This is a genomic window from Ideonella sp. (genome assembly GCF_041287625.1).
Classification (GTDB): domain Bacteria; phylum Pseudomonadota; class Gammaproteobacteria; order Burkholderiales; family Burkholderiaceae_C; genus Ideonella.
On the sequence record NZ_JBGGNH010000005.1, the window covers coordinates 15003 to 39199 of the forward strand.

Below are 24197 nucleotides of genomic sequence, written 5' to 3' on the forward strand. Positions count from 1 at the left end.
TTGCGCCGGTTATTCGTCCCGGCCGCCGAAGATGCCCAGCAGGGCCAGCAGCGACTGGAAGACGTTGTAGAGGCTCAGGTAGACGCCCAGCGTCGCGCTGATGTAGTTGGTCTCCAGGCCGTCCTGCACACGCTTCAGGTCATGCAGGATGAAGGCCGAGAAGATGCCGATGGCGACCACCGACAGCGTGATCATCAGCGCGCTGGACTGGATGAAGATGTTCGCGATGCCGGCGACCAGCAGCATGATCATGCCGATGAACAGCCACTTGCCCATGCTGGACAGGTCACGCTTGATCACGGTCGACATGGTCGCCATGCCCAGGAAGATCAGGCCGGTGCCGGTGAAGGCGGTCATGATCAGGCCCGCGCCATTGGCCAGGCCCAGCACCATGCCGATCATGCGCGACAGCATCAGGCCCATGAAGAAGGTGAAGCCCAGCAGCACCGGCACGCCGGCCGCCGAGTTCTTGGTCTTCTCGATCGCGAACATGAAGCCGAACGCGCCAGCCAGGAACACGACCATGCTGACGATGGGGCTCATCGCGCTGGCGATGCCGGTGGCCACGCCCAGCCAGGCGCCGGCAACCGTCGGCACCATGGACAGTGCCAGCAGCCAATAGGTGTTGCGCAAGACCCGGTTGCGCTGGGCCACCGAGCCGGAGGCGCCGGCGCCAAAGGCCGGCGAGAGGGTTTGGAGATGTTGGCTCATGAGAGTCCTTTCTGGAGCAACAACGCATCGTTTGAGCGTTGCCCGCACCTTACGCGCGAAAACACTTCGCGTAAATTCGTATTTCTTGATCCAATGCTTCGAGAAATCCAAGGTTTCTGCCTGGGAACACGCGATGAACTTCAAGCACCTTCACTACTTCTGGGCCACCGCCAAGGCCGGTGGCGTGATGCGGGCCGGCGAGCAACTGCACATCACGCCGCAAACGCTCTCCGGCCAGATCAAGCTGCTGGAAGCGCGGCTGGGCTATCCGCTTTTCCGCAAGCACGGGCGCCAGCTGGAGTTGACCGAAGAGGGCCGCGTGATGCTGGGCTATGCGGAGCAAATCTTCAGCCTCAGCGCCGAGATGGAAACCGCCATCGGCCAGGCCCGGGCAGGCGGGCAGGCGCTGGACTGCCGCGTGGGCATTGCAGACTCGGTGCCCAAGTCCATCGCCTACCGGCTACTCGCCCCGGCGCTGGACGCCGTGCCGCAGCAGGTGCGGCTGATCTGCCACGAAGGCAAGTTCCAGGACCTGCTGGCACAGCTGGCGGTGCAGCGGCTGGACCTGGTGATGGCCGACGAGGCGATGAACAAGCAGCTCAGCGTGAAGGCCTTCAACCACCCGCTGGGCACGACCGCGACCAGCTTCTTCTGCACCGCCGAGCTGAAGAAGACGCTGAAGGGCCGCTTCCCGCAGCAACTGGATGGCGCGCCGATGCTGATGCCCGGCGCCGGCTCGGCACTGCGCCTGCGGCTGACCCAGTGGTTCATCGACCGCCAGCTGCACCCGCGCACGATCGGCGAATTCGACGACGCCGCGCTGATGAAAGCCTTCGGTCGCGAGGGCCGCGGCGTGTTCACCTCGCCCACGGTGCTGGAGCAGGAGACCTGCGAGCAGTACGGCGTGAAGGTGCTGGGCCGCAGCGACGAACTGGTGGAAGAGTTCTACGCCATCTCGGTCGAGCGGCGCATCACCCACCCCGCCGTCTCGGCCATCACACAGGCTGGCCGGCGGCAGCTGTTTGGCGGCGCGGACTGAAGACAGCCGCGAGGTCCTCCGGCCGACTTCCATCGGCCGGAGGAAAGAGACACCTCAATTCGCCATCACGGCAGCGACGGTGTGTTCTCGGCAAAGTACTCGTGGCTGTCGGCGTTGTCCAGGGCCTTGGTCGGATTGGTCTTGGCAAGCCGTGCGGCCTTGGTCTGGCCGTAGGCCCAGTCGTCGGTGCCGGCGACCACGGTGAAGTGCGACATCTCGTGCACCAGCGTGCCACCCTTGGAATCGGTGCCGGTCATCGGGGCGCTCCAGAACGCGCCGCACAGGTAGATTTTGTACGGCTGGTTGGCATAGACGTAGGCATAGGTGCCGTTGTCATTGCACGAGCAGTCCAGCGTCAGCGGCTGGGTGGTGAAGGCGCTTTTTTCGTTGGTGAAGTGGCTCTTCGCGGTGTTCCAGCCGGAGGACGAGTAGGTGCCGAACCACTTGACGTAGCGCTGCGTCGCCGAGGGCGTGCCGTTCAGGTAGGTCGTGGTGTTGGTGGCGTAGGTGGTGGCAGCGCTGACGGCGCTGACCAGCGTGCTCTGCTCGGTCGAGGTGCAGGCCCCCGTGAAGCTGATGTTGGCCAGGCTGGCGCGGCCCAGCAGCTCGTCGGTCTGTGCCTGGACGGCTTCTTCCGGGTCGATGAACTCGGCCTGCACGGCGCTGCGGCCCTGGGTCCACAGCTCGGCCGGTGCGGTCGACGTGAAATCGACGGCGCCCTGGCGCAGGCCGCCGCCGACGTATTCGATGCGGTAGTGGCCGTTGCCCAGTTCATAGTCGCGGCTCAGGTCCACGGTGTAGCTCAGCGAAGCACCAGCCTGCAGCGCGACGAAGTCCTTGGCCGTAGGCGCGGCGCGCTTGACCAGCGGACCGACGTAGGCGGCCGGCGTGCCGTCGTCCTGCAGCACGCGGAACAGCGGGCCCTGCAGGTGCTTCGAAGGCAGCTGCGACTTCAACACCTTCACGTCATGGCCGGTGGTGTTGGTGACGGTGACGTGCACCGCGACCTGGCTGTCGCCCTGCACGACCGCGCTGTCCAGCGCGAGCTGCACGTCCAGCACTTCGCGCGCGGCGGCCGAGGCGCCCATGGCTGCCGTCAGCGCGGCCACGAGCGCGGTGGTCTTGAACATCCCTTTGACGATCCATTTGGAAACTTTTTGCACGGGTTCTCCGAGTGTGTGTGTGTCGACTGTGGGAACGCCGCAGTCTCATGAACCGCGGCGGGGCAAATTTAGGAGCGCAACCCAGCACCGGCATCGGGTGCAACCCTTTGAGGCTGGCGCGCCACGGCCCCCAACAGGCAGCCGAATTTGCAGCCTTCACCGAGCAATAAACAAGCCCAAAGCGAGCGGCCAGCACCCTGCCTACCCAAGCTAGGGGGATGGGCCTATTTGCCGCCCGTGGCAGCCTTGCTGGCCCGTCCGGTCGATGCGCGCACGACCAGGCGCGGCGCCGAAGCTTCGCGCAGCGGCGGCTGGCCGCCGGGCGCGCCGGTCTCGCGGATCATCTGCGTGATCAGTTCCACCGCCAGTTCGGCCGACTCGTCGATGGGCACGGCCACCGTGGTCAGCGCCGGGCGCACCTGGTGCGCCAGCGCAATGTCGGTGATGCCGATGACCGAGAGGTCGCCCGGCACGTCCAGCCCGACCTCGGCGGCGGCCTGCAGCACGCCGAGCGCCGGCAGGTCGTTGGATGCAAATACCGCCGTCAGGTCCGGCACCGCGGCGAGCAGCGCGTGGCCGGCATTGCGGCCGGCGTCGATGGTGTCGTGACCGAACACGGTATGGCCCTCGGGCAGTTCCAGGCCCGCGCGCTTCAGGCCTTCCAGAAAGCCGCGGTAGCGCCAGATGTGGTTGCCGCTCAGCTCGCTGCCCATCACCACGCCAATGCGCCGGTGGCCCAGCTTGATCAAATGCTCGGCGGCGATCATGCCGGCGCGGAAAAAATCGACCGCCACGCTGGGCAGCGGCGGCGGCTGGTCCGGCTTTTCCCACATGCACAGCACGACCGGCACGCCGCGCTCGCGCAACTTGACCAGCTCGTCGATCTGCACGAAGTCGGCGTTCATCACCAGCACGCCGCGCGCCAGCGAGCCGGCGATCGCGTCCAGGTAGGCGCGCTCCTGCTCGGGGTCGTCGTTGGTGTTGCAGACGATCAGGAAATAGCCGAGCTTGCGGACTGCGCGCTCCACCGCCAGCGCAAACGCCGGGTAGAACGGATTGGCAATGCTGGAGACCATCAGCGCCACGGTCTGCGGCTGGCCCTCGGCCAGCGCACGCGCCGTCAGGTTGGGCCGGTAGCCCAGCTCACGCACGGCGGCCAGCACGCGCTCGCGCGTCTCGCCGCCGACCTTGCCGCGCTCGCGCAGCACGTTGGACACCGTGGCCGCGGTGACGCCGGCCTTGCGCGCGACTTCAGCCAGCGTGGTCATGCGGGGAACAGCAGGAAGACAGATTCATGCAGGGCAGGATAAACGACGCGATACAAACTCATCCTTTCACCGAACCGGAGGTGAGACCCGAGACCAGCCAGCGCTGCGTGACCAGGAACAGCAGCGTCAGCGGCAGGCCGGCGAGGATGGCGGTGGCGGCGAAGTCGCCCCACAGGTAGCGTTGGTTGAACAGGAACAGGCGCGAACCGACGGCCAGCGTCAGCTTGTCCTCGTCGTGCATCAGCACTGAGGCGATGGGGTACTCGATCATGCCGCCCAGGAAGGCCAGCACGAAGACGACCACCAGGATGGGCAGCGCCATCGGCAGCAGCACATAGACGAAGGCCTGCAGCGGCGTGGCGCCGTCCACCGCGGCGGCTTCCTCCAGCTCGCCGGGCACGCTGTCGTAATAGCCCTTGATCAGCCAGATGTGCTGGGCCACGCCGCCGGTGTAGGCCAGCGCCAGGCTCCAGTGGCTGTTCAGGCCCAGCCAGGGCACGGCCTCGCCGATGCGGTCGAACAGCGCGTAGATGGCCACCAGCGCCAGCACCGAAGGGAACATCTGCAGCAACAACAAAGTGTTCAGCGTCGCGTCCCGCCCGCGAAAGCGCATGCGGGCAAAGGCATAGGCGCTGGTGATGGACAGCAGCAGCGAGACAGTGGCCGAGATGCCGGCGACCTTGAACGAGTTGAAGATCCACTGCAGCACCGGGAACGGCGGGTGGATCGTCTGCCCGTCGGCGTCCTGGTAGGACATGCCCAGCGCCAGCTTCCAGTGCTCGAAGCTGATTTCGGGCGGGATCAGGTGCCCGCCGGCGAAGTTGCCCGGCCGCAGCGAGATCGACAGGATCATCAGGAACGGCGTGATCGTCAGGCCGATGAAGGCCAGCAGCGCCACATGCATGCCCAGCACCCGCCAGCGCTGGGACTTCTTCAGGACGATGGCCATTTTCAGTTACCTCAATCGGTCAGCGCTGCTCGCGCCCGACCTTGAACAGCTTCAGGTTCACGATGGCCAGCGTGGCGACCATCAGGAACACGATGGACGAGATCGCACAGGCCAGCGCGTAGTTCTGCCCCGAGTCCTGGAAGGCGATGCGGTAGGTGTAGGAGGCCAGCAGGTCGGTCGCACCGACCGGCACGGCGGTGTCCAGGTAGTCCGGCGCGCCATTGGTCAGCAGCGCGATCAGCGTCAGGTTGTTGAAGTTGGTCGCAAACGACGCGATGAGCAACGGCGCGATGGGCCGCGCGATCAAGGGCAGCGTGATGCGGAAGAAGTTGGTGAGCGGCCCGGCACCCGCCAGCGCCGAGGCTTCGTACAGCTCCTCGGGAATCGCCTTGATCAGGCCCATCGAGAGAATCATCATGTACGGATAGCCCAGCCAGGCGTTCACCAGCAGCACCATGCAACGCGCCAGCGTGGCGTCCGAGAACCAGCCGGGGCGGATGCCGAACAGCTGGTCCAGCACCAGGTTGATCTCGCCCAGGTTTTCGTTGAACAGGCCACGGAACACCGGGATGGAGATGAAGGCCGGCACCGCATAGGGCAGGAACAGCATCAGGCGGTAGAAGTTGCGCCCGCGCAGCGCGTCCCAGTTCAGCGCCACCGCCAGCACCACGCCGATGGCGAAGGTGAACAGCGTGTTGAGGGCGGCGAAACTCACCGTCCAAGCGAACACGCGCAGAAAGGGTTCGAGGAAACGCTGCTCGGTGAAGATGCGCACGTAGTTGTGCCAGCCGACCGAGGCGCGGAAGCCTGGCTGCAGCGTCTTGCCATCGGCCCGCTGCCAGTAGCCCGCCGCCCAGTTGGCCTGGATGCGCACACCGTCGGCGTTGTCGGTCAGCGTGCCGTCGGCATTGCGGGTGTAGGCCGGGCGGCTGGCGGCGAAGCGGCGCAGGCTGCTTTGGTGCAGCTCGGTGCCGTCCGGCAGTTCGGCGGTGACCTGCTTCAGCGCTTCCTGCAGCGCGATCACGCGCTTGAGCGGCAGCGCGGTGCCGGCGGGCTCGTCGGCCACTGCTTCGGACTTCACGCGCTGCGCTGCGCCGGGCGCGAACGCTGCGCTGAGGTAGTGCTGCCCGGCTTCGTCGGTGAAGGCCAGGCGGTAGCGGTTGGCGTCTTCCAGCAGCTTGAAGTCCAGCCCGGCGCCGTCGCTGTTGCTGCGGCTCAGCAGCACTTCGGTGGCGCGCTCGAAGCTGAGCAGGTGGTCCGAGCTGTAGTTGGTGAAGCCAATCGCCACCGTGTAGCCCATGGGCACGACGATGAAGACCAGCGCCGCCAGCACGCCAGGCACCACATAGCGCCAGGCATAGAAGCGTGGCGAGACATAGATGAAGACCGCCACGCCCAGCACCGCCAGCACGCCAGCAGCGGCGGCCGGCTGGTGCGCTGCCAGCAGCAACACGACGATGGCCAGCGCTGCCAGCAATGCCAGCAGGCCCAGCAGCGCCACCACCGCATGCAAACGGCTGAAGCGGGCCGAAGGGACTTCCACCTTGCGCATGCCCAGCGCAGTCATGGCCGGGCTGCCGCCAGCCGCCGCAATGCGAGGCCGTCTTCGCCGAAAAGGTGCAGCTGCTCGGTCGGCAACCGCAGGCCCACCGCGTCGCCCACCACCACCGCGCTGTCGCCCGGCAGGCGCACGACCAGCGCACGCTCAGGCGTGCCGCCGTGCGCTGCGTCCACATAGGCGAAGGTGGTGTCGCCCAGGTGTTCGACCCACTGGATGCGGCCCCTCAGCACCTTGTCGCTGGCCGAAGCGCACAGCGACAGGTGCTCGCTGCGCACGCCCAGCGTGAGCTTGGCGCCCATCGCCAGGCCATCGGGCGAGACAGCGGCCGTCACCTGCGTGCCGTCGCGCAGCGCGACCGTGACGCCGCCCGGCGCCAGCGACACCACCTGCGCGCTCAGCAGGTTCATCTGCGGCGAGCCGATGAAGCGGGCCACGAACAGGTTGCGCGGGTGCTGGTACAGGTCCATCGGCGTGCCGACCTGGGCAATGCTGCCGTGGCGCGTCATGTCCTCGCCGGTGTGCAGCAGCACGATCTTGTCGCCCAGCGTCATCGCCTCGACTTGGTCATGCGTGACGTAGACGGTGCTGGCGCGGCCGTACTCACGGTGCATGCGTGCAATCTCCAGCCGGGTCTGGGTGCGCAGCGCAGCGTCCAGGTTGGACAGCGGCTCGTCGAACAGGAACACCCCCGGGTTGCGCACCAGCGCGCGGCCAATCGCCACCCGCTGCCGCTGCCCGCCGGACAGCGCGCGCGGCTTGCGCTCCAGCAGGTGCTCGATCTCCAGCACCTTCGCGATCTGCCCGACACGGGTGCGGATCTCCGGGCTTTTCATGCCCGAGAGCTTGAGCCCAAACGAGATGTTCTGCGACACGCTCAGGTGCGGGTACAGCGCGTAGTTCTGGAACACCATGGCCACGTCGCGCTCCGAGGGCGCCAGGTCGTTGACCGGCTTGCCGCCGATGCGGAGCGTGCCGCCGGTGATGTCTTCCAGCCCGGCAATCATGCGCAGCAGCGTGGACTTGCCACAGCCGCTGGGGCCGACGAAGACGCAGAACTCGCCGTCGGCAATGGCCAGCGAGACGTCGCGCACGATGTCGGCACCGCCGTCGTAGCGCTTGAACAAGTGTTCCAGGGTCACACTGGCCATGGGAATTCCGATTCGGTTGTCAGAGAGGCAGACGCAATTCGCGCCGCGTGCACAGCGTCACGCTGGCCAGCGTGGGCCGCCCGCCCACCTGTCGCAACCGCTCGCGCGCGAAGGCTTCGAGGAAGATGGCCGCTTCCGGGTCGGCCGCCAGCACTGCCAGTTCCAGCACCGGCCACTGGCCGGCCACCGCGAAACGATCTACGCCGATCTGCCACGGCTCGCCATCGTGGAAATGGTCGTCCACCAGCGCACCATCGGCATACAGCCGCGCCGCGTCGCCCAGGTAGTCCAGCACCAGCATCACGCGGCCGGTCCCCTGCGCCAGTTCGGCCGGCAGGTCCAGGCGCCAGCGCGTGGCCTGCGCGTAAGCCTCGTCGTCCGGCGCCAGCGGCGTGGACTTGCCGCGCCAGGCCACTTGCGGGCCCAGGCGCACGGCCGGCGGATTCGGGTTGTCCTGCAGCAGCGTCAGCGCCACCTCGCCCACCGCACGCGCCGGCAGCGAAGCGGTCAGCAAGCTGAAGCCTTCGGCGGCGCTGCCGGCGGGCCAGACCTGCACCTGCGCCAGGCCATCGTCGGCCACCGAGACAACCGCCTCGTCACCATCCAGGTACAGCGGCTGCGGGCTGAGCAGCAGCCGGTCGCTGCCTCGCAGCTTCACGTGCAGGCACTGGTCGGCCAGCGCCTGGGGCAGCAGCACGACGGTGTGGGCGGCGCCAGCCGTGTCGGTCACGCGCAGCATGCGGGGCACTGTCATGACGGCGATGTCCAGCTGCCAGCCCTGTCCCCCTCGGAGGATCCGGTCCTCGGGCCTTGAATCAGTGACCTCAATCGAAACGGCATCGAAACTCAAGCTGGCACCGAATTGCGGCAGCGCAAAGGCGACCAGCACCTGTGTGCCATCCGGCTCGGTCCAGCGGCTGAGTGGCTGCACGGTGGCATGGGCCAGGCGCGCGGCCCCCAGGCGCAGGCCGATGGGCCAGATGAAGCTCAGGCCGCTGGGCACCTGGACTGGCTCGGCCGGCAGCAGTGTCTTGCCGCCGCCGTGCTGCACCTCGAACTGCACGCCGGAGAAGGCTGGCAGCGGGTGGTGGCGCAGGTGGTTGTTGACGAACAGGAAGCCGCTGTCGCCAGCGCCGCGCAGCGAGGCGCGCAGGCGCGTGCGGTCTTCCGGGCCGCTGGCGCGCTCGGCGGGCAGCACGGCCTCCATCGCGGCCAGCTCGTCGCCAAACGCGGCCATGAACTGGTGCAGGCAGCGCAGCCGGCCGTACGACGCGCGCACCTGGCCGTACTGGCCCAGCGGGGTGCGGAAGTCGTAGTTCAGCACCGGCACGTCGTTCGGGTAGCCGGTGTCCTGGGTTTCGTGCAGGCGCGCGCCTGGCACCAGGGCGGGCGGATTGCAGCCGCCGTGGTACATGTAGTAGCCGTAGAGATTGGCCCCCGAGCCGACCTGCACCAGCGCGGTGGCGGCCACATCCTGCAACGTGACGACCGGGCGGCGGTGGTACGAGACGTGCATTCCGCCGCCGGCCTCGGCCAGGAAAAACGGGTAGTGCGACGGGTCGATGCGGCCTTCGGCCGGCGTGCCGCCGACGTTGCCCATTTCGCCGATGGCGCGGCTGGTGTCGAACAGGAACACGCCAGACGGCGGCAGTGGCTCGGTCGAGCCGCTCCAGAAGCCATCCGCATAGGCGCCGGAGACGGGGATGACCTCGCGCTCGGGAATGTCCAGCGTGGGCCAGCCGGTCACGGTGTAGAGCGGCACGGTGAGGCCGCTGTCCAGCGCAATGTGGCGCAGCGCCTCGATGTGTTCGGCGCCCCGGCCGGGCCCGACCTGGTCGTACTCGTTTTCCAGCTGCAGGCCGATGACAGGACCACCGTCGCACCACAGCAGGCCGCGCAGCTGCTCGCCGATCTCGCCATAGAAGGCGCGCACGGCCGCCAGGTAGGCCGGGTCGTTGTTGCGCACCGGGCCTTGTGCCATCACCCAGTCCGGCAGGCCGCCGTAGCGCGCCTCGGCATGCACCCACGGGCCGGGCCGCAGGTAGAACAGCAGCCCCGCTTCGGCCACCAGTTCGACGAAGCGGCGCAGGTTGCGCTGGCCGGTCCAGGCGAACTCGCCGCGCTGTTCCTCGTGGTGGTTCCAGAACACATAGCTGGCGACGATGTTCACGCCACCTGCGGCCATCTTCAGCAGCTCGGTGCGCCACTCGGACTCAGGGAAGCGCGAGCAGTGGAACTCGCCCATCACCGGCATCCAGGGCTTGCCGTCCAGCGTCAGCCAGCGGCTGTTGATGGCGAGGCTTCGGTCGGCCCGTGGATACAGGCCGAGGTTCAGGAAACCGGATTCGGCGCGCGCCGGTGCGGGCGGCAGCTGGAAGCCCAGCGGGCAGCTCAGCGGGAGGGGAGACGGGAGGTTCATCGGCGCAGGGAATGAAGGCGGAATGCTTTGTTAAGCGATTAACTTACGGCAGTGTGTCGGCTGCATTCCGGTCGAGCCAGCGGGAAAACCCTCAACGTATTTGGCCCCTTCGGCACGAGCCGCTTGACCGACAAACCCGCCATTGACGGCTAGATAGTTAAGCGTTTAATCTATGTGCATCGAAACTTTTCCTGGGCCTGCGCCATGAAGCTGGGCGTCTGTTACTACCCCGAGCAGTGGGACGAATCGCTGTGGCCATCGGACGCGCGCCGCATGGCCGAGCTGGGCCTGTCGACCGTGCGCATCGCCGAGTTCGCCTGGGCGCTGATCGAGCCGGCCCCCGGCCGCTTCGAGTGGGACTGGCTGGACAGGGCGATCAACACGCTGGCCGAGGCTGGCCTGGAAGTGGTGCTGGGCACGCCCACCGCCGCACCGCCGCAGTGGCTGGTGGACCAGCACCCGGACGTGCTGGCGGTGGACGCGCAGGGCCGCACCAAGCAGTTCGGCTCACGCCGCCATTACTGCTTCTCAAGCGAGGCCTTCCACGCCGCCAGCGCGCGCGTGGTGACGGCGATGGCCGAGCGCTACGGCCGGCATCCGGCCGTGGTCGCCTGGCAGACCGACAACGAATACGGCTGCCACGACACCACCGTCTCGCACTCGCCCAACGCGCTGAAGCGCTTCCGCATCTGGCTGGCCGCGCGCTACGGCAGCATCGAAGCGTTGAACCAGGCCTGGGGCAATGTCTTCTGGAGCATGAGCTACAACAGCTTCGACGACGTGGGCCTGTCGGTTGCAATGCCGGCGCCGCCCAACCCGTCACAGCTGCTGGCCTTGCACCGCTTCGCGTCCGACGAGGTGCTGCGCTACAACCGCATGCAGGTCGAGATCCTGCGCCGGCATGCGCCAGGCCGCCCGGTGCTGCACAACTTCATGGGTTTCTTTGGCAATTTCGAGCACCACGAGATGGGCCGAGACCTGGACATTGCCAGCTGGGACAGCTATCCGCTGGGCCACCTGGACGGCATGAACGTGGCCAGCGAGGCCGAGAAGCTGGCGCACCGCCGCACCGGCCACCCGGACATCGCCGCCTTCAACCACGACCTGTACCGAGGCGTGGTCGCCAGCGGCCGCTGGTGGGTGATGGAGCAGCAGGCCGGCGCTGTGAACTGGGCGCCGTGGAACGCACTGCCGCTGCCCGGCATGGTGCGCGCCTGGACCTGGGAAGCCTTTGCGCACGGGGCGGAACTGGTCTCCTACTTCCGCTGGCGCCAGGTGCCGTATGCGCAGGAGCAGCTGCACTCCGGCCTGAACACGCCCGACAACCTGCTGGCCACCGGCAGCGAAGAGGCCGCACAAGTGGCACGTGAACTGGCCACGGTGCCGGTGGAAACCAGCCAGCCGGCGCGCGTGGCGCTGGTGGTGGACTACGCCGGCAAGTGGGCCATTGACGCCCTGCCCAACAGCGCGGACTTCGAGGTGCACACGCTGCAGCTGCGCTGGTACAGCGCGCTGCGCCGCCTGGGCCTGGATGTGGACGTGCTGCCGGCCTCGGCCGATTTCAGCAGCTACCTGCTGGTCGCCGTGCCGACGCTGCCAGTCGTCCCGGCGGACTTCGTGGACCGCCTGCAGCGCAGCGGTGCCCAGCTCGTATTCGGCCCGCGCAGCGGCTCGCGCACCGCGGAGATGCACATGGCCGAAGGCCTGCCGCCCGGGCCGCTGCGCGCCTTCTTCCCTGGCCTGCGCGTCACCGCGGTTGAAGGCCTGCGGCCCGGCATTGCGCTGCCGGTCTCGCTGGGCGACACGGCAGCCGAAGTGACCCGCTGGCGCGATGTGCTGAACCTGCCGGCCGGGCTGACGGCCGAGGGGCGCTACCCGGACGGGCACGCCGCTGTCGTGTTGCACGGCGCAGCCCGCTACGTCAGCGGTTGGCTGTGTGACGCCGGGCTGGAAGAAGTGATGGTCCGCGCTGCGCGCGCCGCCGGCCTGCCAGACCAGCCGCTGCCCGCGGGCCTGCGGCTGCGCCGCCGCGGCGGGCTGCAGTTCGCCATCCACTACGGCGAACATGCAGTGCAGCTGCCCGCGCCGGCCGATGCACGCTTCGTGCTCGGCGGCCCGGTGCTGGAAGCCGGCGGCGTGGCTGCCTGGTGGCTGGACTGAGCCCTTTGTCGACCCGGGCCGGCCGCGCCTGCGGCTTGGCCGTGGCACATTGCCGGTATTGGCCGCCCCGGCCCGTCCACTTGTGCGATGTTCTGCCCGACAGGCCGCCGCTCCCCGAAGAACCACCCCCGAAGAGAAGTTGAGATGAAGATCACCCGCCTCACCACCTATCGCGTTGCCCCGCGCTGGATGTTCCTCAAGGTTGAGACCGATGAAGGCATCACGGGCTGGGGCGAGCCCGTGCTCGAAGGCCGGGCCCGCACCGTCGAAGCCGCGGTGCAGGAGTTCGCCGAAACGCTGATCGGCCAGGACCCGATGCGCATCAACGACCTGTGGCAGACCATGTACCGCGGCCATTTCTACCGCGGCGGCGCGATCCTGATGAGCGCCATCGCCGGCATCGACCAAGCGCTGTGGGACATCAAGGGCAAGGCCCTGGGCGTGCCGGTCTACCAGCTGCTGGGCGGCCTGGTGCGCGACAAGATGAAGGTCTACAGCTGGGTCGGCGGCGACCGCCCGGCCGACATCGTGGCCGACATGCAGCGCCTGATGGAAGGCGGCTTCGACACCTTCAAGCTCAACGGCACCGAGGAATTCGGCCTGCTCGACACGCCGCGCGCGGTCGACACGGCGGTGGCCAAAATCGCCGGCGTGCACGACGCGCTGGGCACCCAGGTCAGCTTCGGCATCGACTTCCACGGCCGCGTCTCCGCGCCGATGGCCAAGCCGCTGCTGAAGGCGTTGGAGCCGTTCCGCCCGCTGTTCGTCGAAGAACCGGTGCTGGCCGAGCAGGCCGAGCACTATGCGCGCCTGGCCGCTTCCACCAGCATCCCGCTGGCCGCCGGCGAGCGCATGTACTCTCGCTTCGAGTTCAAGCGCGTGCTCGAAGCCGGCGGCATCGCCATCTTGCAGCCGGACCTGTCGCACGCCGGCGGCATCACCGAATGCCACAAGATCGCCTCAATGGCCGAGGCCTACGACGTGGCCTTTGCGCCGCACTGCCCGCTCGGCCCGGTGGCCCTCGCCGCCTGCCTGCAGGTCGACTTCGTCTCGCACAACGCCGTGCTGCAGGAGCAAAGCATGGGCATCCACTACAACCAGGGTGCCGAGCTGCTGGACTACGTGATCAACAAGGAAGACTTCCGCATTGACAACGGCTACATCCACGCCCTGCCCAAGCCCGGCCTGGGCGTGGAAGTGGACGAAGAGCGCGTGATCCACGCCTCGAAGAACGCGCCCGATTGGCACAACCCCATCTGGCGCCACAAGGACGGCAGCGTGGCGGAGTGGTGATGGGAGTGGTTCTGGCTCGCTAGGCGAGCTGGAACACCAACTGGCGCTCGTGCTTCAGCGCCAGCAACACTACACGGTCTTCGCCGTGGGCGTAGAGCAGCAAACAGGGCTTGACCACAAGCTCGCGCAGTTGGGGCACGCCGTGCGCCGCAGCCAATGCGGTCGCGCGGGCGGCAGCGGTCCGCCCTTGGGCCGAGTTCGCCCCTAAAAAGCGGGCCGGGCGGCCAGCCGCGGGGTTCCAGCGCAGATGCTCCCGCGCCTCGTTCAGCTGTGAAAGCAGCGCGGCGTACCGCACCTCTGCGCTGCCCTGCTCCTGCAGGAACGCTTGTGCGGACCGAACGTTGCGAACGAAAGACTGGGCCGCCTGGATGCGAGCGTTGACCGGTAACGCCACCTCGGCTCAGGCCTTCTTCGATTTCTTGCGCAACTGGGTGGGTGTGCTTGCCAAGGCCCTGCCCAGTTCAGCTTCGTCCAGCACACGGCCGGCCGCGAGATCTTCCAGGCCTTCCAGCGCGCTTTGGACCAGCACCAAGCCGGCATGCTCAGCCTCCAGCGCGTGGTAGTAATCCAGCTTGCGCGCATCCACCAGCGCCACATAACTGGCACCGTTCTTCGTCAGCAGCTTCTCAGCGCCACGACCCACCACGTCCTCGGCCAACTCGGTCAGCCTGGCCCGCGCTTCACTGATCGGGACCACATCGCTGGCACGCACGCTCATGGGATTCCTCTTGCATGGATACGTTAACGGGAATCGTAACGTATGCAGCAGGGGCAACGCAAACCCGGCGCGACGGACTCTCGCGCTCAATCCGCCTGGATGCGCTTGGCGGCGCGGTACAGGCCTTCCTTCACGCCTTCGCGGCCCTGGGTGATGTTCTGCAGCGCGGCGGCCATTGCGGTCCAGAAGCGGGTCATCTCGGGGTTGTTCGGCATTGGCGTGCCGGACTGGGCGGCGGCGAAAGTGCCGGCGATCAGCGGGTCGGACTTGAGCTCGGCGTAGTACGCCTTGTTGGCCGGCACGCCCAGCGGCACGTGGGCGTTCATTGCCTTCAGGCCGTCCATGGAGAGCAGGTAGTTCTCCAGGAACTCGTTGGCGGCTTCCTTCTGCTTGCTGTTGGTGGCGATCATCGCGCCCAGCACGCCGACAAACGGGCCGCCCTGCTTGCCGTCGATCTTCGGGAACGGCGCCACGCCGAAGTTGATCTTGCTTTTCTTCAGGTTGTTCCACGCCCAGGGGCCGTTGATCGTCATCGCCACGCGGCCTTCGTTGACCCCCGCTTCGGCCTCGGCGTAGCTGGCGGTCTTGGGCATCGCGCCGGCCTTGATCAGCGACATCAGCGTCTCGATGCCGCGCACCGCGCCGGGCTTGTTGACGCCCACGTCCTTGGCGTCATAGGTGCCGTCGGCATTGCGCTTGAAGGCGTAGCCGCCGCCGGCAGACATCAGGCCGTAGGAGTAGTAGATCTCGGTCATCGGCCACATGATGGCGTGCTTGCCCTGGGCCGTGAGCTTCTTGTCCAGCGCAATCACCTCATCCCAGGTGGTCGGCGGCGTGGGCACCAGGGCCTTGTTGTAGATCAGCGCCAGGGCTTCGATGGACAGCGGGTAGCCCCAGGTCTTGCCGCCGATGTTCCAGGCCTTCCAGGCCAGCGGGTCGATCGCGTCCACCGTCTTCTTGCTGGGCGTGACCGGCGCGATCAGGCCGGCAGAGATCCAGCTGCCAACCCGGTCATGCGGCCAGATCCAGATGTCCGGGCCCTTGCCCGCCGCGGCCGCCTGCTCGAACTTGGCAATGGCGTCTTCCGGGTGCTCCACCTTGACGGCAATGCCGGTGTCGGCGCTGAACTTCTCGGCGATCTTGGCAATGCCTTCGTAGCCCTTGTCACCGTTGATCCAGATCAGCAGGCTGCCATCGGTGGCGTGCGCGACGCTGGCGCCCAGCAACGAGGTGAGCGCGGCAGCAGCCAGCAAGGTGTGGGCCGCGGCGCGGCGGGTCAGCGATCCGGTCATCGGGAATTCCTTTGTCTCCAGGGGTGGCATTCAGACCAAGCGCGGAGGGCATGCAGCAGCAGCACCGCCTTCGCAGCCATGTTGTAAGTTAAACGCTTAATCTGGTGCGCAGATTTTTGAGCCGTCGCCCGCGCAATGCCAATAGGGCTATCCCGGATCAGGCCGTGCCGAGAAAATAGACGCCGCTCGGCGCTCGCAGCTTGTCCAAATTAAACGCTTAACAATCGTTCAGAAGAAGGACGGACGCGGCCGGGTTCCCCCATGGTGGGGACGCCTGGCGCGACCGCCAGCCGCACACTGCGGCGTTCCCTCCCTTGTGGTTCATGCCAAACGATTGCCAAGGAGATGCAAATGCCAGCCTACGGTGAACGCGTTCTGCAAAAAGACATGAAGGGCCCGGACGTGGCCGAGCTGCAGTTGCGGCTGGCGGGGTTCCGCGGCACGCTGCCGGACGGCGACTTCGGCTCGGGCACCGAGCTGCAGGTGCAGCAGTTCCAGCGAGACGTGATGAAGATGGCCAGCCCGACCCGCGTGGTGGACAAGGCCACCTTCGTCGCCATCGACCAGTTCGCGCAGCGCTACCCGATCGACTTCAGGCAACTCAAATGCCCTTGCGGCACCTGCAGCGGCTTTGGGCGCGGGCTGTTCCGTGGCCAGTATCTGCCAGGCGGCCAGGGCCAGGAGATCAACAACCTGTACGAATACCCGGGCGTCCACCGCATGCTGCTGTGGGCCGTGCGGGCGGTGTATTTCTACCTGCCACAGCACCAGTTCTCGTTCAGTTCGGGCTACCGCTGCAGCGTGGACAACCAGAAGCACGGCCGCACCAGCACCAACCACCATGGCAAGGCCGTGGACCTGGACATTGCGCTGCAACCTGGCGAGAGCAAGCGTGACGACGCGATCAAATGCGACGCCGTGCGCGGCAAGCTGGTGGAGCTGTCGAACGCCCAGATCGGCTGGACGGCAGCCAACCGCAAGGCGCTGGAGCCTTCGTCCATCGCGCCGACCTGGGTGCACTATGACGTGCGCCAGTACGACGCCATCTACCTTGCAGACAGCTGCTTCTGCAAGGACGCCGACTCGTTGGACCAGCCGATGCCGATCAAGGTGTAGCCATCCCGGCGGGCTCCAGCGCCTCGAACTTTGCCGCCAGGAAGTCCACCAGCGCCCGCACCCGCCGCGGCACGAAACGGCCGCTGGGCATCAGCGCATGAAGCGGATACGGCTCGGTCTCCCAGTCGGCCATCATGCGCACCAGTTCGCCGGACGCCAGGTGGCGCAGCAGGTCCAGCTCGGAGCGCAGCATGATGCCGGCGCCAGCCAGCGCCCAGTCGCGCGCCAGCGAAGCGTCGTCCACGCTGCGGTCGCCGTGCACCGTCACCTCGGTCCACTGGCCTTGCTGGCCGAAACGCCAGCGCCGGTACGGCTTACCGCCGCGGTCGAAGATCAGGCAGTTGTGGCGCAGCAGGTCCTGCGGGTTCTGCGGCGCCGGGTGGCGCGCGAGGTAGGCAGGCGAGGCGCACAGCACGACACGGCCCACGGCCAGGCGCCGGGCCAGCAAGCGTGAGTCCGGCAAGCTGCCGTAGCGCAGCGCCAGGTCCACTTCGTCGCGCACCACGTCGCGCGGCCGGTCGCCCACGGACAGCGCCAGCTGCAGGCCCGCATGCGCAGCGAGGAATTCGTCCAGCCAGGGCAGCAGGACGGTGCGCGTGAGGTCCGAAGGCGCGGCCACGCGCAGCGTGCCGACCAGCGCGCCCGCGTCCGCCGCCAGCTGCGATTCCCCCTCCTCCAGCAGCTCGAACGCGCGGGAGGCGTAGTCCAGCAGTGTCTGGCCGGCAACGGTGAGGCGCATGGCCCGGGTGGAGCGCTCGAACAGGCGGGTGCCGAGTTGCTGTTCCAGGCGCTTGAGCGTGGCGCTCGCAGCGGCGGGCGTGATGCCGAGTGCCGCCGCGGCAGCCGTCAGCGAGCCACCGCGGGCGGTGTGCAACAGCACGCGCAAGTCGCCGGGATTCTCAACTCTCATTTGAAGATGATAGTGGCCAGATCGGCTTAACAAGGCGGCGTTGAAATCCTACAGTGAGCCCATCACCTCTTCACAGGACCGCACCATGAAAGCCATCGGCTACCGCCAGAACCTGCCCGCTGACCACGCAGAGGCACTGCTGGACCTCGAATTGCCGACGCCAGAGCCCGGCCCGCGCGACCTGCTGGTGCGCGTGAAGGCCATCTCGGTCAACCCGGTCGACGCCAAGGTGCGCAAGGGCAGCGCGCCGGCAGAAGGCCAGGCGCGGGTGCTGGGCTGGGACGCGGTGGGCAGCGTCGAAGCCGTGGGCCCGGCGGTCACGAAATTCAAGCCGGGCGACCGCGTGTACTACGCCGGCGCCATCAACCGGCCCGGCGCCAACAGCGAGCTGCACGCAGTGGACGAGCGCATCACCGCGCTGGCGCCGGCTTCGCTGGACGATACCCAGGCCGCCGCGCTGCCGCTGACCACCATCACCGCCTATGAGCTGCTGTTCGACCGGCTGCGCGTGGCCAAGGGTGGCGGCGCCGGGCAGACGCTGCTGGTGATCGGCGGTGCCGGAGGCGTCGGTTCCATCCTGATCCAGCTGGCGCGCCAGTTGACGCAGCTGCGTGTCGTCGCCACCGCTTCGCGCCCCGAGACGCGCCAGTGGTGCCTGGACCTGGGCGCGCACGCCGTGATCGACCACAGCAAGCCTTTGGCCGCCGAGCTGCTGGCTGCGGGAGAAGGCCAGGTGGACTTCGTCGCCGCCCTCACCCAGACGACCCATCACTACCCGCAGATCATCGAGGCGCTGAAGCCGCAAGGCGCCATCGGCTGCATCGACGACATGGACGGGCTGGACGCGATGAAGCTCAAGACCAAGGCGCTGTCGCTGCACTGGGAGCTGATGTTCACCCGCCCGATGTTCGAAACGCCGGACATGCAGCGCCAGGGCGAACTGCTGGCCGAGGTCGCGCAGCTGGTGGACGCCGGCCGCATCCGCACCACGGTCAACGAAAACTTCGGCAGCATCAATGCCGCCAACCTCAAGCGCGCCCATGCGCTGATCGAAAGCGGCCGCGCGCTGGGCAAGATCGTGCTGGCCGGGTTCTGAAGGGCTGCGCCGGCCTGTCCCAAGGTGTGGCCGGCTCACCCCCCGCATGGCAGATTCGCCCCTTGCGGGCGAACCCTATGGTTCAGCTGTCAGGACCGCCGCGCCGCAAGGCTGCTGCGCAGGCCTCCTGATGCCCGCGGCGTCCGCCGTGGTCCAACCAGCATCAGGGGATCACCATGCTCACATTTCACGTACCCAAGGCGGCGGTCACGACGCTGATCGCCATCGCCTCTTTCGTCGCCACGACCGCCTCTTACGCGCTTGGGCCCTCCGACCCGCAGGACAAGACCTACCAATGCGCCGTCGCCGGCCAGACCTGGGGCTGCGGCGATGCCAAGCCTTCGCAGGCGGTGCGCATCGAAGAGCGGCTGCAACCGGGGCCGCGCGCGGCCTATGCCATCCACACCGGCGTGCCCAAGGCCGAAGCCATTGCCAAGGCCCGCGCCGGCGGTGAAGTGCCCATCCGGCAGGTCGTGCGCATCACCACGCGCCAGCTGTCGCCGGCCGAGCAATGGGACCGCGTCAACGGCCGGTATGTGTCGCCCTGGGAGAAGGTGGAAGTGCTGTCCAGCGCGCCTGATAGCGGTCCCGGTCCTGTCGCCCAAGGCGACAAGCCGGTGACGGTCAAACGCTGAAGCCGGCCGGGTTCTGGGACGCGCGCCCGAAAGACGTCCTGGAATCCGCTTCAGGCCGGGCCTGGCCTGGCCTCCATACGCCATAAAAGCAGTGAACGTGAGCCGCGCAAACGATTGCGCACACTTTGAATGAGGTTAAAACCAAGGCCCCAAAGCAATAGTGAAAACCCTATGCTGCAATGCACCTAGGGCAAGCAGAACCGACAACGAAATGCCGATTCCCTGAGCCAGCCCACTTGACCATTCCTCAGAGGTTTCACCATGTTCACCCGCAATGCTTCCGCTTCCAAGACCGCCAAGACCCTTGCCCTGGGCGCCCTGCTCGGCCTGGCCGCAGCCTCGTCGTTCGCCGCTGGCTCGACTGGCTCGCCGGAACAGGTCTACCAACGCGTCGTGGGCGGCCAGAGCGCCGGCTTCGGCAACACCGCGCCCGCCACATCGTCCAATGTGCGCGTTGAAGAACAGCTCGTCCCCGGCCCGCGTGCCGCCTACGCCATCCACACCGGCGTGGCCAAGGACGTGGCCATCGCCCAGGCCCGCGCCGTCGGCGAGTTCCCGACCCGCCAGGTCGTGAAGATCACCTCCCGCCAGCTGACCCCCGCCGAAAAGTGGGAACGCCGGAACAGCGGCGTCTCCACGTCGTTCGAAAAGGTCGAAGTGATCTCCAGCGAGCAAGACCGCGGCCCGGCTGGATTGGCCACCGGCAGCAAGGCCAGCGCGATCTGACGGCCGAAGCCGTCCCGACACGCACGCTGCGTGGCGCCTGAACGGCGCTTGAACCACAACCGGCCTGTTAAAGATTGCTTTAACAGGCCGGTTGTCGTTGAAAGCACGCCTGCATCAAGGCCGAGATGCTGGAGGCGCGCTGTGATGCAGCGCCCGCAAACGCCGGTGCGCCTCGTCCTCCCCGTCCGCTGGCACACTCTGCCGCGCGCTCAGGTACCGGGCGCTGAAAACGTCCAGATAGGCCTCCAGCGTTTGCGCTGCGTGCAGGTCGCCGGCCAGCGCCAGGCACAGCGCGGCCACTTCCGAGGTGCAGAAGTGGTGGTCGTGCGTGGACCGGCGCAGGCGGTAGCGGGACAGCTGTTCCGGCTGCAGGCTCAGCACCGGCAACGCATTCAGGTACGGGCTCTTGCGGAAGATCTTGCGGGCCTCGGACCAGGTGCCGTCCAGCAGGATGAACAGCGGGCGCTTGCCCGACTGTTCATCATCCGCCTGGTCCAACAACTCGGTCCTCACCCGCTCGGGCGCCGCGAACTCGCCCGGGAACACGACATAGGGCTGCCACTGCGGATCGGCCAGCAAGGCCGGCAGCGCCGGGTCGACTTCCATGCGCGACCAGCTGAAGGCCGCCGTGTCGGGCAACACATCGGCGATCAGCCAGCCGGTGTTGCTTGGCTTCAGCGGCTCGAACTCGGCCATGATCAGGCACAGCCCGGCACGCGCTCGCGCCAACGGCCGCAGCGCGCACATGCAGTGGCTGGGAATGAGCCGGCAACGGGCACAACGTGATTTGCGCGCCGCGCCGCGGTCCAGCCGAGGCAAGGTGCCGCTGTGCGCCATGCAGGCGGCTCGCAACCGGGCGACGGCGTGGGGAGAGTCGTCGCGTGTCTCGTGCATTGGCACATTGTCCAGGCCGCGGCCGTGCCTGACGCGGCGGCCTCGTGCCAGGCGCGGCCTGCTGCGCGCCTGCGGCACGGCATGTCCCGTTCGAGCGCTTGGCCACGTTCAGCAAGAGGAGGCCGTTTTGCGCCTCGTCGGCTGTCAACGCCATCGAAAGGACCACCATGCTCGCAATGATTTCCATGGTCACCGGCCTCTGCGGAGGCGGGCTTGCCCTGTACCAGGCCAGCAAGCAGCCGGACAAGGCACGGCAGTTGCGCCTGCTCAGCCTGGCGCCGTTTGGCATGGCGGCGCTGATGGCGGTGCTGTTCGTCTTCTGAGCCTACGGCGCGCGCCCAAGTCTCCTACCTGCAAGCGCTTTGCAGTCCCACATGGGCGCCGAAGCGCCGCGAGGAACATTGGTTCTGTGGTGCCCTTTACCGGCACTTGACCAACAAGGAGACTGACATGACCACTTCGAATCCGCTTGCCGACGCCAACCGCGACCCGATCACCGGCGCACCCGGGGCTCACCCTGTCGGAACGGGCGTGGGCGCCGCAGTCGGCGGCATGGCTGCCGGCGCCGCGATTGGCACCGTGGCCGGTCCCGTGGGCACCGCCATCGGTGCGGCAGCTGGCGCCATCGTTGGCGGCCTGGCCGGCAAAGGCGTGGCCGAACGTGTGGACCCGACCCGCGAAGATGCCTACTGGCGCGAAAACTACCGCGAACGCCCGTATGTGGACTCGGCACTCGCGTATGACGAATACGCCCCCGCCTACAGCCTGGGCCACCAGTACTACAGCGAATACCCCGACGCCCGCTTCGACGACATCGAACCACAGCTCGGCCGCGACTGGGATGAACGCTACCGCGGCAATTCCTCGCTGAGCTGGGACAAGGCGAAGCACGCGACCCGCGATGCCTGGGAACGCGTCAGCAACGGCGTGGAGCGCGCCATCCCGGGCGATTCGGACCACGACGGCCGCTGACCAGACGCCGGGCGCGTGTCGCGCCAGCGCCGCCTACCCGCAGCGCTGGCGCGCATTGCCCGCAGCATCGATTTCCGGAATGGGATCTCGTATGAATGTTCAGCTGCTCTGGACCGTCAGATCAGGGAGGATGTTCATTCGTCGGTCCTGGCTTGCAGCCGCGCCTGGGCGGCTTGCAGCGCGCTATGAATCTTTTGCACGAACACTTCACGCGGCGGCAGCACTGTCAAGTACTCAGCCACGTGGATGCCCGCCTTGTCCAGCTCCAGCAGCTCGATCTGCTCGCGCTTCTTGCCGGTGCAAAGGATGATGCCCAGTGGCGGGCCGTCGCCGGGCTCCTGGTCGTACCGGGCCAGCCAGCGCAGGTACAGCTCCATCTGGCCCTTGTACTCGGCCTTGAAGTCGCCCAGCTTCAGCTCCACCGCCACCAGCCGGCGCAGCTTGCGGTTGTAGAACAGCAGGTCGAGGTAGAAGTCGTCGTGGTCGAGCTGAATGCGCCGCTGCCGCGCCACGAAGCTGAAGCCCGCGCCAAGTTCCAGTAGAAAAATCTCCAGCTCGCGCAGGATGGCGTCTTCCAGGTCCTTCTCCAGGTAGCGGTCCTGCAAACCCAAGAAGTCCAGCACGTACGGGTCTTTCAGCACCAGCGCGGGCGTGAGGCCGCCCCCGGAACGCAGGGAATCAAGTTCGTGGCGGATCAGCTCTTGTGGCTTGCTGGACAGCGCCGTGCGCTCGAACAACATCGCGTCCACCCGCTCGCGCAGCGTGCGCACGCTCCAGCCCTCGATGCGGCACATCTCGGCATAGAAGTCCCGCGCCAGCGGGTCTTTCAGGTAAATCAACTCCAGAAAGTGGCTCCATGCCAATTGTCTCGACAGCGTCGAGACAATCTCCAGGCTCGAAAACACCTCGGCAAACCGCATCATGTGCCGCAGGCTCTTGGCGCTGAAGCTGCGGCCAAAGTCTGCCGTCAATTGTCGCGACACCGTCGAGACAATCTCCTCGCCATAGCCAGCCCGCTGGCCGCCCAGCACTTCGACACGGATGCGCTGGCCGATCCGCCAGTACATGTCATGGTCCAATTTCTTCGGACACCTCGATAAGGGCCTTTAGCCCCTGAGACGAAGACGAGCATGACAGAGAAGAAGCCACGCCGCGAACGCCGGAACATGGAGCCTGCGTTCAAGCTGCAGGTAGTGAAGATGATCCGAGAGCAAGGCCTGAGCGTTCGGCAGGTCTGCAAGGACCTGGACTTGACCGACAGCGCAGTGCGGAACTGGTTGAAGCAGTTCGACGAAGAAGCCGCCGGTCGTCCTGGTATTGGCAAACCGCTGACCCCCGAGCAGCAACGCATTCGACAACTGGAGGCCGAGAACCGACAACTGAAGTCGGACAACGAACTATTAAAAAAAGCCTTGGCCTTCTTCGCCCGAGAGATGAAGTGATTCATCAACTGACCGAGAGTTCGGTCGGTGCGAAGAAGGCCTCGGTGAGCCAGTGGTGCCGGGTGTTGGGCATCAGCCGCTCGGGCTTGTATGCCGCACGCCAGCGACGTCAGCAGCCTGGCAAGACCTGCCCCCTGGCCATGCACGCCAGCGTTGCGTTCGAGGCCAGTGGCCGCAGCTACGGCAGCCGGCGCCTGAGCGCCACGCTCAGGGCTCAAGGGCTGAACGTCGGCCGCCACAAGGCCCGTACGCTGATGAGGATCGGCGGGCTCCGCGCGCGGTGGCGGCGCAAGTTCATCCACACCACGGACAGCCGGCATACCCTGTCGGTCGCGGCGAACGTGCTGGATCGGCGATTCAAGCCGACTGCGCCGGATCGAGCGTGGGTGAGCGACATCACCTACGTGCGCACAAGCAGCGGCTGGCTGTACCTGGCCGTCGTGCTCGATCTGTTCTCGCGCAAGATCGTTGGTTGGGCGATGGCGCCAAGCATGCCTGCCGAACTGGTCTGCACGGCATTGAACTTGGCGATCACCAGTCGCAGGCCGGCGCCGGGATTGATCGTGCATTCAGACCGAGGAAGTCAGTACGCCAGCGACGCCCACACCTCGCTGCTGGCTCGCCACGGCCTTGTGGGCAGCATGAGTCGCAAAGGCAACTGCTGGGATAACGCCGTGATGGAACG

The 24197-nt window shown here is 67.1% G+C and carries 22 protein-coding genes and 1 pseudogene; 10 read left to right on the forward strand and 13 right to left on the reverse strand.

The features are described 5' to 3' along the window. Window positions 1-9: 9 nt before the first annotated feature. A complete protein-coding gene (locus ACAH41_RS00715; RefSeq protein ID WP_325648854.1) occupies window positions 10-711 on the reverse strand; it encodes a Bax inhibitor-1/YccA family protein in 702 nt (233 codons plus the stop codon). A gap of 133 nt (window positions 712-844) precedes the next feature. Here ACAH41_RS00715 and nhaR point away from each other — a divergent pair, with 133 nt between their 5' ends. Then, the gene (nhaR, locus tag ACAH41_RS00720; RefSeq protein WP_325648856.1) at window positions 845-1750 is read left to right on the forward strand and encodes a transcriptional activator NhaR; all 906 of its coding nucleotides are present in this window, start codon (window positions 845-847) and stop codon (window positions 1748-1750) included. 65 nt (window positions 1751-1815) lie between these two features. On the opposite strand, the gene ACAH41_RS00725 is transcribed toward nhaR, so the two are convergent. From ACAH41_RS00725 to ACAH41_RS00750, 6 genes are all read right to left on the reverse strand, one after another. Beyond that, window positions 1816-2913, reverse strand: coding sequence for a M35 family metallo-endopeptidase (locus tag ACAH41_RS00725; protein ID WP_325648857.1), 1098 nt, complete (start codon window positions 2911-2913; stop codon window positions 1816-1818). A 224-nt stretch (window positions 2914-3137) separates the two neighbouring features. Continuing rightward, window positions 3138-4181 carry a LacI family DNA-binding transcriptional regulator gene (locus ACAH41_RS00730; RefSeq protein ID WP_325648859.1) on the reverse strand — a complete coding sequence of 348 codons (1044 nt, stop codon included), beginning with the start codon at window positions 4179-4181 and terminating at the stop codon, window positions 3138-3140. A gap of 58 nt (window positions 4182-4239) precedes the next feature. Beyond that, window positions 4240-5130 carry a maltose ABC transporter permease MalG gene (gene malG / locus ACAH41_RS00735; RefSeq protein WP_325648861.1) on the reverse strand — a complete coding sequence of 297 codons (891 nt, stop codon included), beginning with the start codon at window positions 5128-5130 and terminating at the stop codon, window positions 4240-4242. A 19-nt stretch (window positions 5131-5149) separates the two neighbouring features. Next, a complete protein-coding gene (gene malF / locus ACAH41_RS00740) occupies window positions 5150-6697 on the reverse strand; it encodes a maltose ABC transporter permease MalF (RefSeq protein WP_325648863.1) in 1548 nt (515 codons plus the stop codon). Further along, entirely contained in the window at window positions 6694-7839 is a 1146-nt protein-coding gene (locus ACAH41_RS00745) for a sn-glycerol-3-phosphate ABC transporter ATP-binding protein UgpC (protein ID WP_325648865.1), read from the reverse strand. Before ACAH41_RS00745 ends, malF begins: the two co-directional genes overlap by 4 nt. 19 nt (window positions 7840-7858) lie before the next feature. Next, entirely contained in the window at window positions 7859-10258 is a 2400-nt protein-coding gene (locus tag ACAH41_RS00750) for a beta-galactosidase (RefSeq protein WP_325648866.1), read from the reverse strand. A 204-nt stretch (window positions 10259-10462) separates the two neighbouring features. On the opposite strand from ACAH41_RS00750, the gene ACAH41_RS00755 reads away from it, so the two are divergent. Beyond that, a complete protein-coding gene (locus ACAH41_RS00755) occupies window positions 10463-12418 on the forward strand; it encodes a beta-galactosidase (protein ID WP_325648868.1) in 1956 nt (651 codons plus the stop codon). Window positions 12419-12562: 144 nt separating this feature from the next. After that, window positions 12563-13711: a galactonate dehydratase gene (dgoD, locus tag ACAH41_RS00760; protein ID WP_325648870.1), complete on the forward strand. Its 1149-nt coding sequence runs from the start codon at window positions 12563-12565 to the stop codon at window positions 13709-13711. Between the two features lie 19 nt (window positions 13712-13730). On the opposite strand, the gene ACAH41_RS00765 is transcribed toward dgoD, so the two are convergent. The 3 genes from ACAH41_RS00765 to malE all read right to left on the reverse strand — a co-directional run bounded on the left by ACAH41_RS00765 (window position 13731) and on the right by malE (window position 15721). Beyond that, entirely contained in the window at window positions 13731-14105 is a 375-nt protein-coding gene (locus ACAH41_RS00765) for a hypothetical protein (RefSeq protein ID WP_325648872.1), read from the reverse strand. 6 nt (window positions 14106-14111) lie between these two features. Beyond that, window positions 14112-14429: a type II toxin-antitoxin system Phd/YefM family antitoxin gene (locus tag ACAH41_RS00770; protein ID WP_325648874.1), complete on the reverse strand. Its 318-nt coding sequence runs from the start codon at window positions 14427-14429 to the stop codon at window positions 14112-14114. A gap of 86 nt (window positions 14430-14515) precedes the next feature. After that, the gene (gene malE / locus ACAH41_RS00775; protein ID WP_325648876.1) at window positions 14516-15721 is read right to left on the reverse strand and encodes a maltose/maltodextrin ABC transporter substrate-binding protein MalE; all 1206 of its coding nucleotides are present in this window, start codon (window positions 15719-15721) and stop codon (window positions 14516-14518) included. Between the two features lie 351 nt (window positions 15722-16072). Between malE and ACAH41_RS00780 the strand changes: the two genes are divergently transcribed. Next, window positions 16073-16837, forward strand: a complete 765-nt coding sequence (locus tag ACAH41_RS00780; RefSeq protein ID WP_325648878.1) for a peptidoglycan-binding domain-containing protein — start codon at window positions 16073-16075, stop codon at window positions 16835-16837. On the opposite strand, the gene ACAH41_RS00785 is transcribed toward ACAH41_RS00780, so the two are convergent. Further along, the gene (locus ACAH41_RS00785) at window positions 16827-17747 is read right to left on the reverse strand and encodes a LysR family transcriptional regulator (RefSeq protein WP_325648880.1); all 921 of its coding nucleotides are present in this window, start codon (window positions 17745-17747) and stop codon (window positions 16827-16829) included. The two genes, ACAH41_RS00780 and ACAH41_RS00785, sit on opposite strands and share 11 nt — an antisense overlap. Before the next feature lie 85 nt (window positions 17748-17832). On the opposite strand from ACAH41_RS00785, the gene ACAH41_RS00790 reads away from it, so the two are divergent. The 3 genes from ACAH41_RS00790 (at window position 17833) to ACAH41_RS00800 (ending at window position 20204) form a co-directional block, all read left to right on the forward strand. Further along, window positions 17833-18843, forward strand: a complete 1011-nt coding sequence (locus ACAH41_RS00790; protein ID WP_325648882.1) for a zinc-binding alcohol dehydrogenase family protein — start codon at window positions 17833-17835, stop codon at window positions 18841-18843. Between the two features lie 176 nt (window positions 18844-19019). After that, the gene (locus ACAH41_RS00795) at window positions 19020-19478 is read left to right on the forward strand and encodes a hypothetical protein (protein ID WP_325648884.1); all 459 of its coding nucleotides are present in this window, start codon (window positions 19020-19022) and stop codon (window positions 19476-19478) included. Window positions 19479-19739: 261 nt separating this feature from the next. Next, window positions 19740-20204, forward strand: coding sequence for a hypothetical protein (locus ACAH41_RS00800; protein WP_325648885.1), 465 nt, complete (start codon window positions 19740-19742; stop codon window positions 20202-20204). A 114-nt stretch (window positions 20205-20318) separates the two neighbouring features. On the opposite strand, the gene ACAH41_RS00805 is transcribed toward ACAH41_RS00800, so the two are convergent. Further along, window positions 20319-21098 carry a DTW domain-containing protein gene (locus ACAH41_RS00805; RefSeq protein ID WP_325648886.1) on the reverse strand — a complete coding sequence of 260 codons (780 nt, stop codon included), beginning with the start codon at window positions 21096-21098 and terminating at the stop codon, window positions 20319-20321. 167 nt (window positions 21099-21265) lie between these two features. Here ACAH41_RS00805 and ACAH41_RS00810 point away from each other — a divergent pair, with 167 nt between their 5' ends. Together ACAH41_RS00810 and ACAH41_RS00815 are read left to right on the forward strand one after the other, a co-directional pair. After that, on the forward strand, window positions 21266-21421 hold the full coding sequence (locus tag ACAH41_RS00810; RefSeq protein ID WP_170200842.1) for a hypothetical protein: 156 nt from the start codon (window positions 21266-21268) through the stop codon (window positions 21419-21421). 127 nt (window positions 21422-21548) lie between these two features. Then, window positions 21549-22070: a hypothetical protein gene (locus ACAH41_RS00815; RefSeq protein ID WP_325648889.1), complete on the forward strand. Its 522-nt coding sequence runs from the start codon at window positions 21549-21551 to the stop codon at window positions 22068-22070. Between the two features lie 134 nt (window positions 22071-22204). On the opposite strand, the gene ACAH41_RS00820 is transcribed toward ACAH41_RS00815, so the two are convergent. Continuing rightward, window positions 22205-23137: a PDDEXK nuclease domain-containing protein gene (locus ACAH41_RS00820; RefSeq protein ID WP_325648891.1), complete on the reverse strand. Its 933-nt coding sequence runs from the start codon at window positions 23135-23137 to the stop codon at window positions 22205-22207. Window positions 23138-23200: 63 nt separating this feature from the next. Between ACAH41_RS00820 and ACAH41_RS00825 the strand changes: the two are divergent. Then, a pseudogene (locus ACAH41_RS00825) lies at window positions 23201-24197 on the forward strand (IS3 family transposase); the annotation flags it as partial.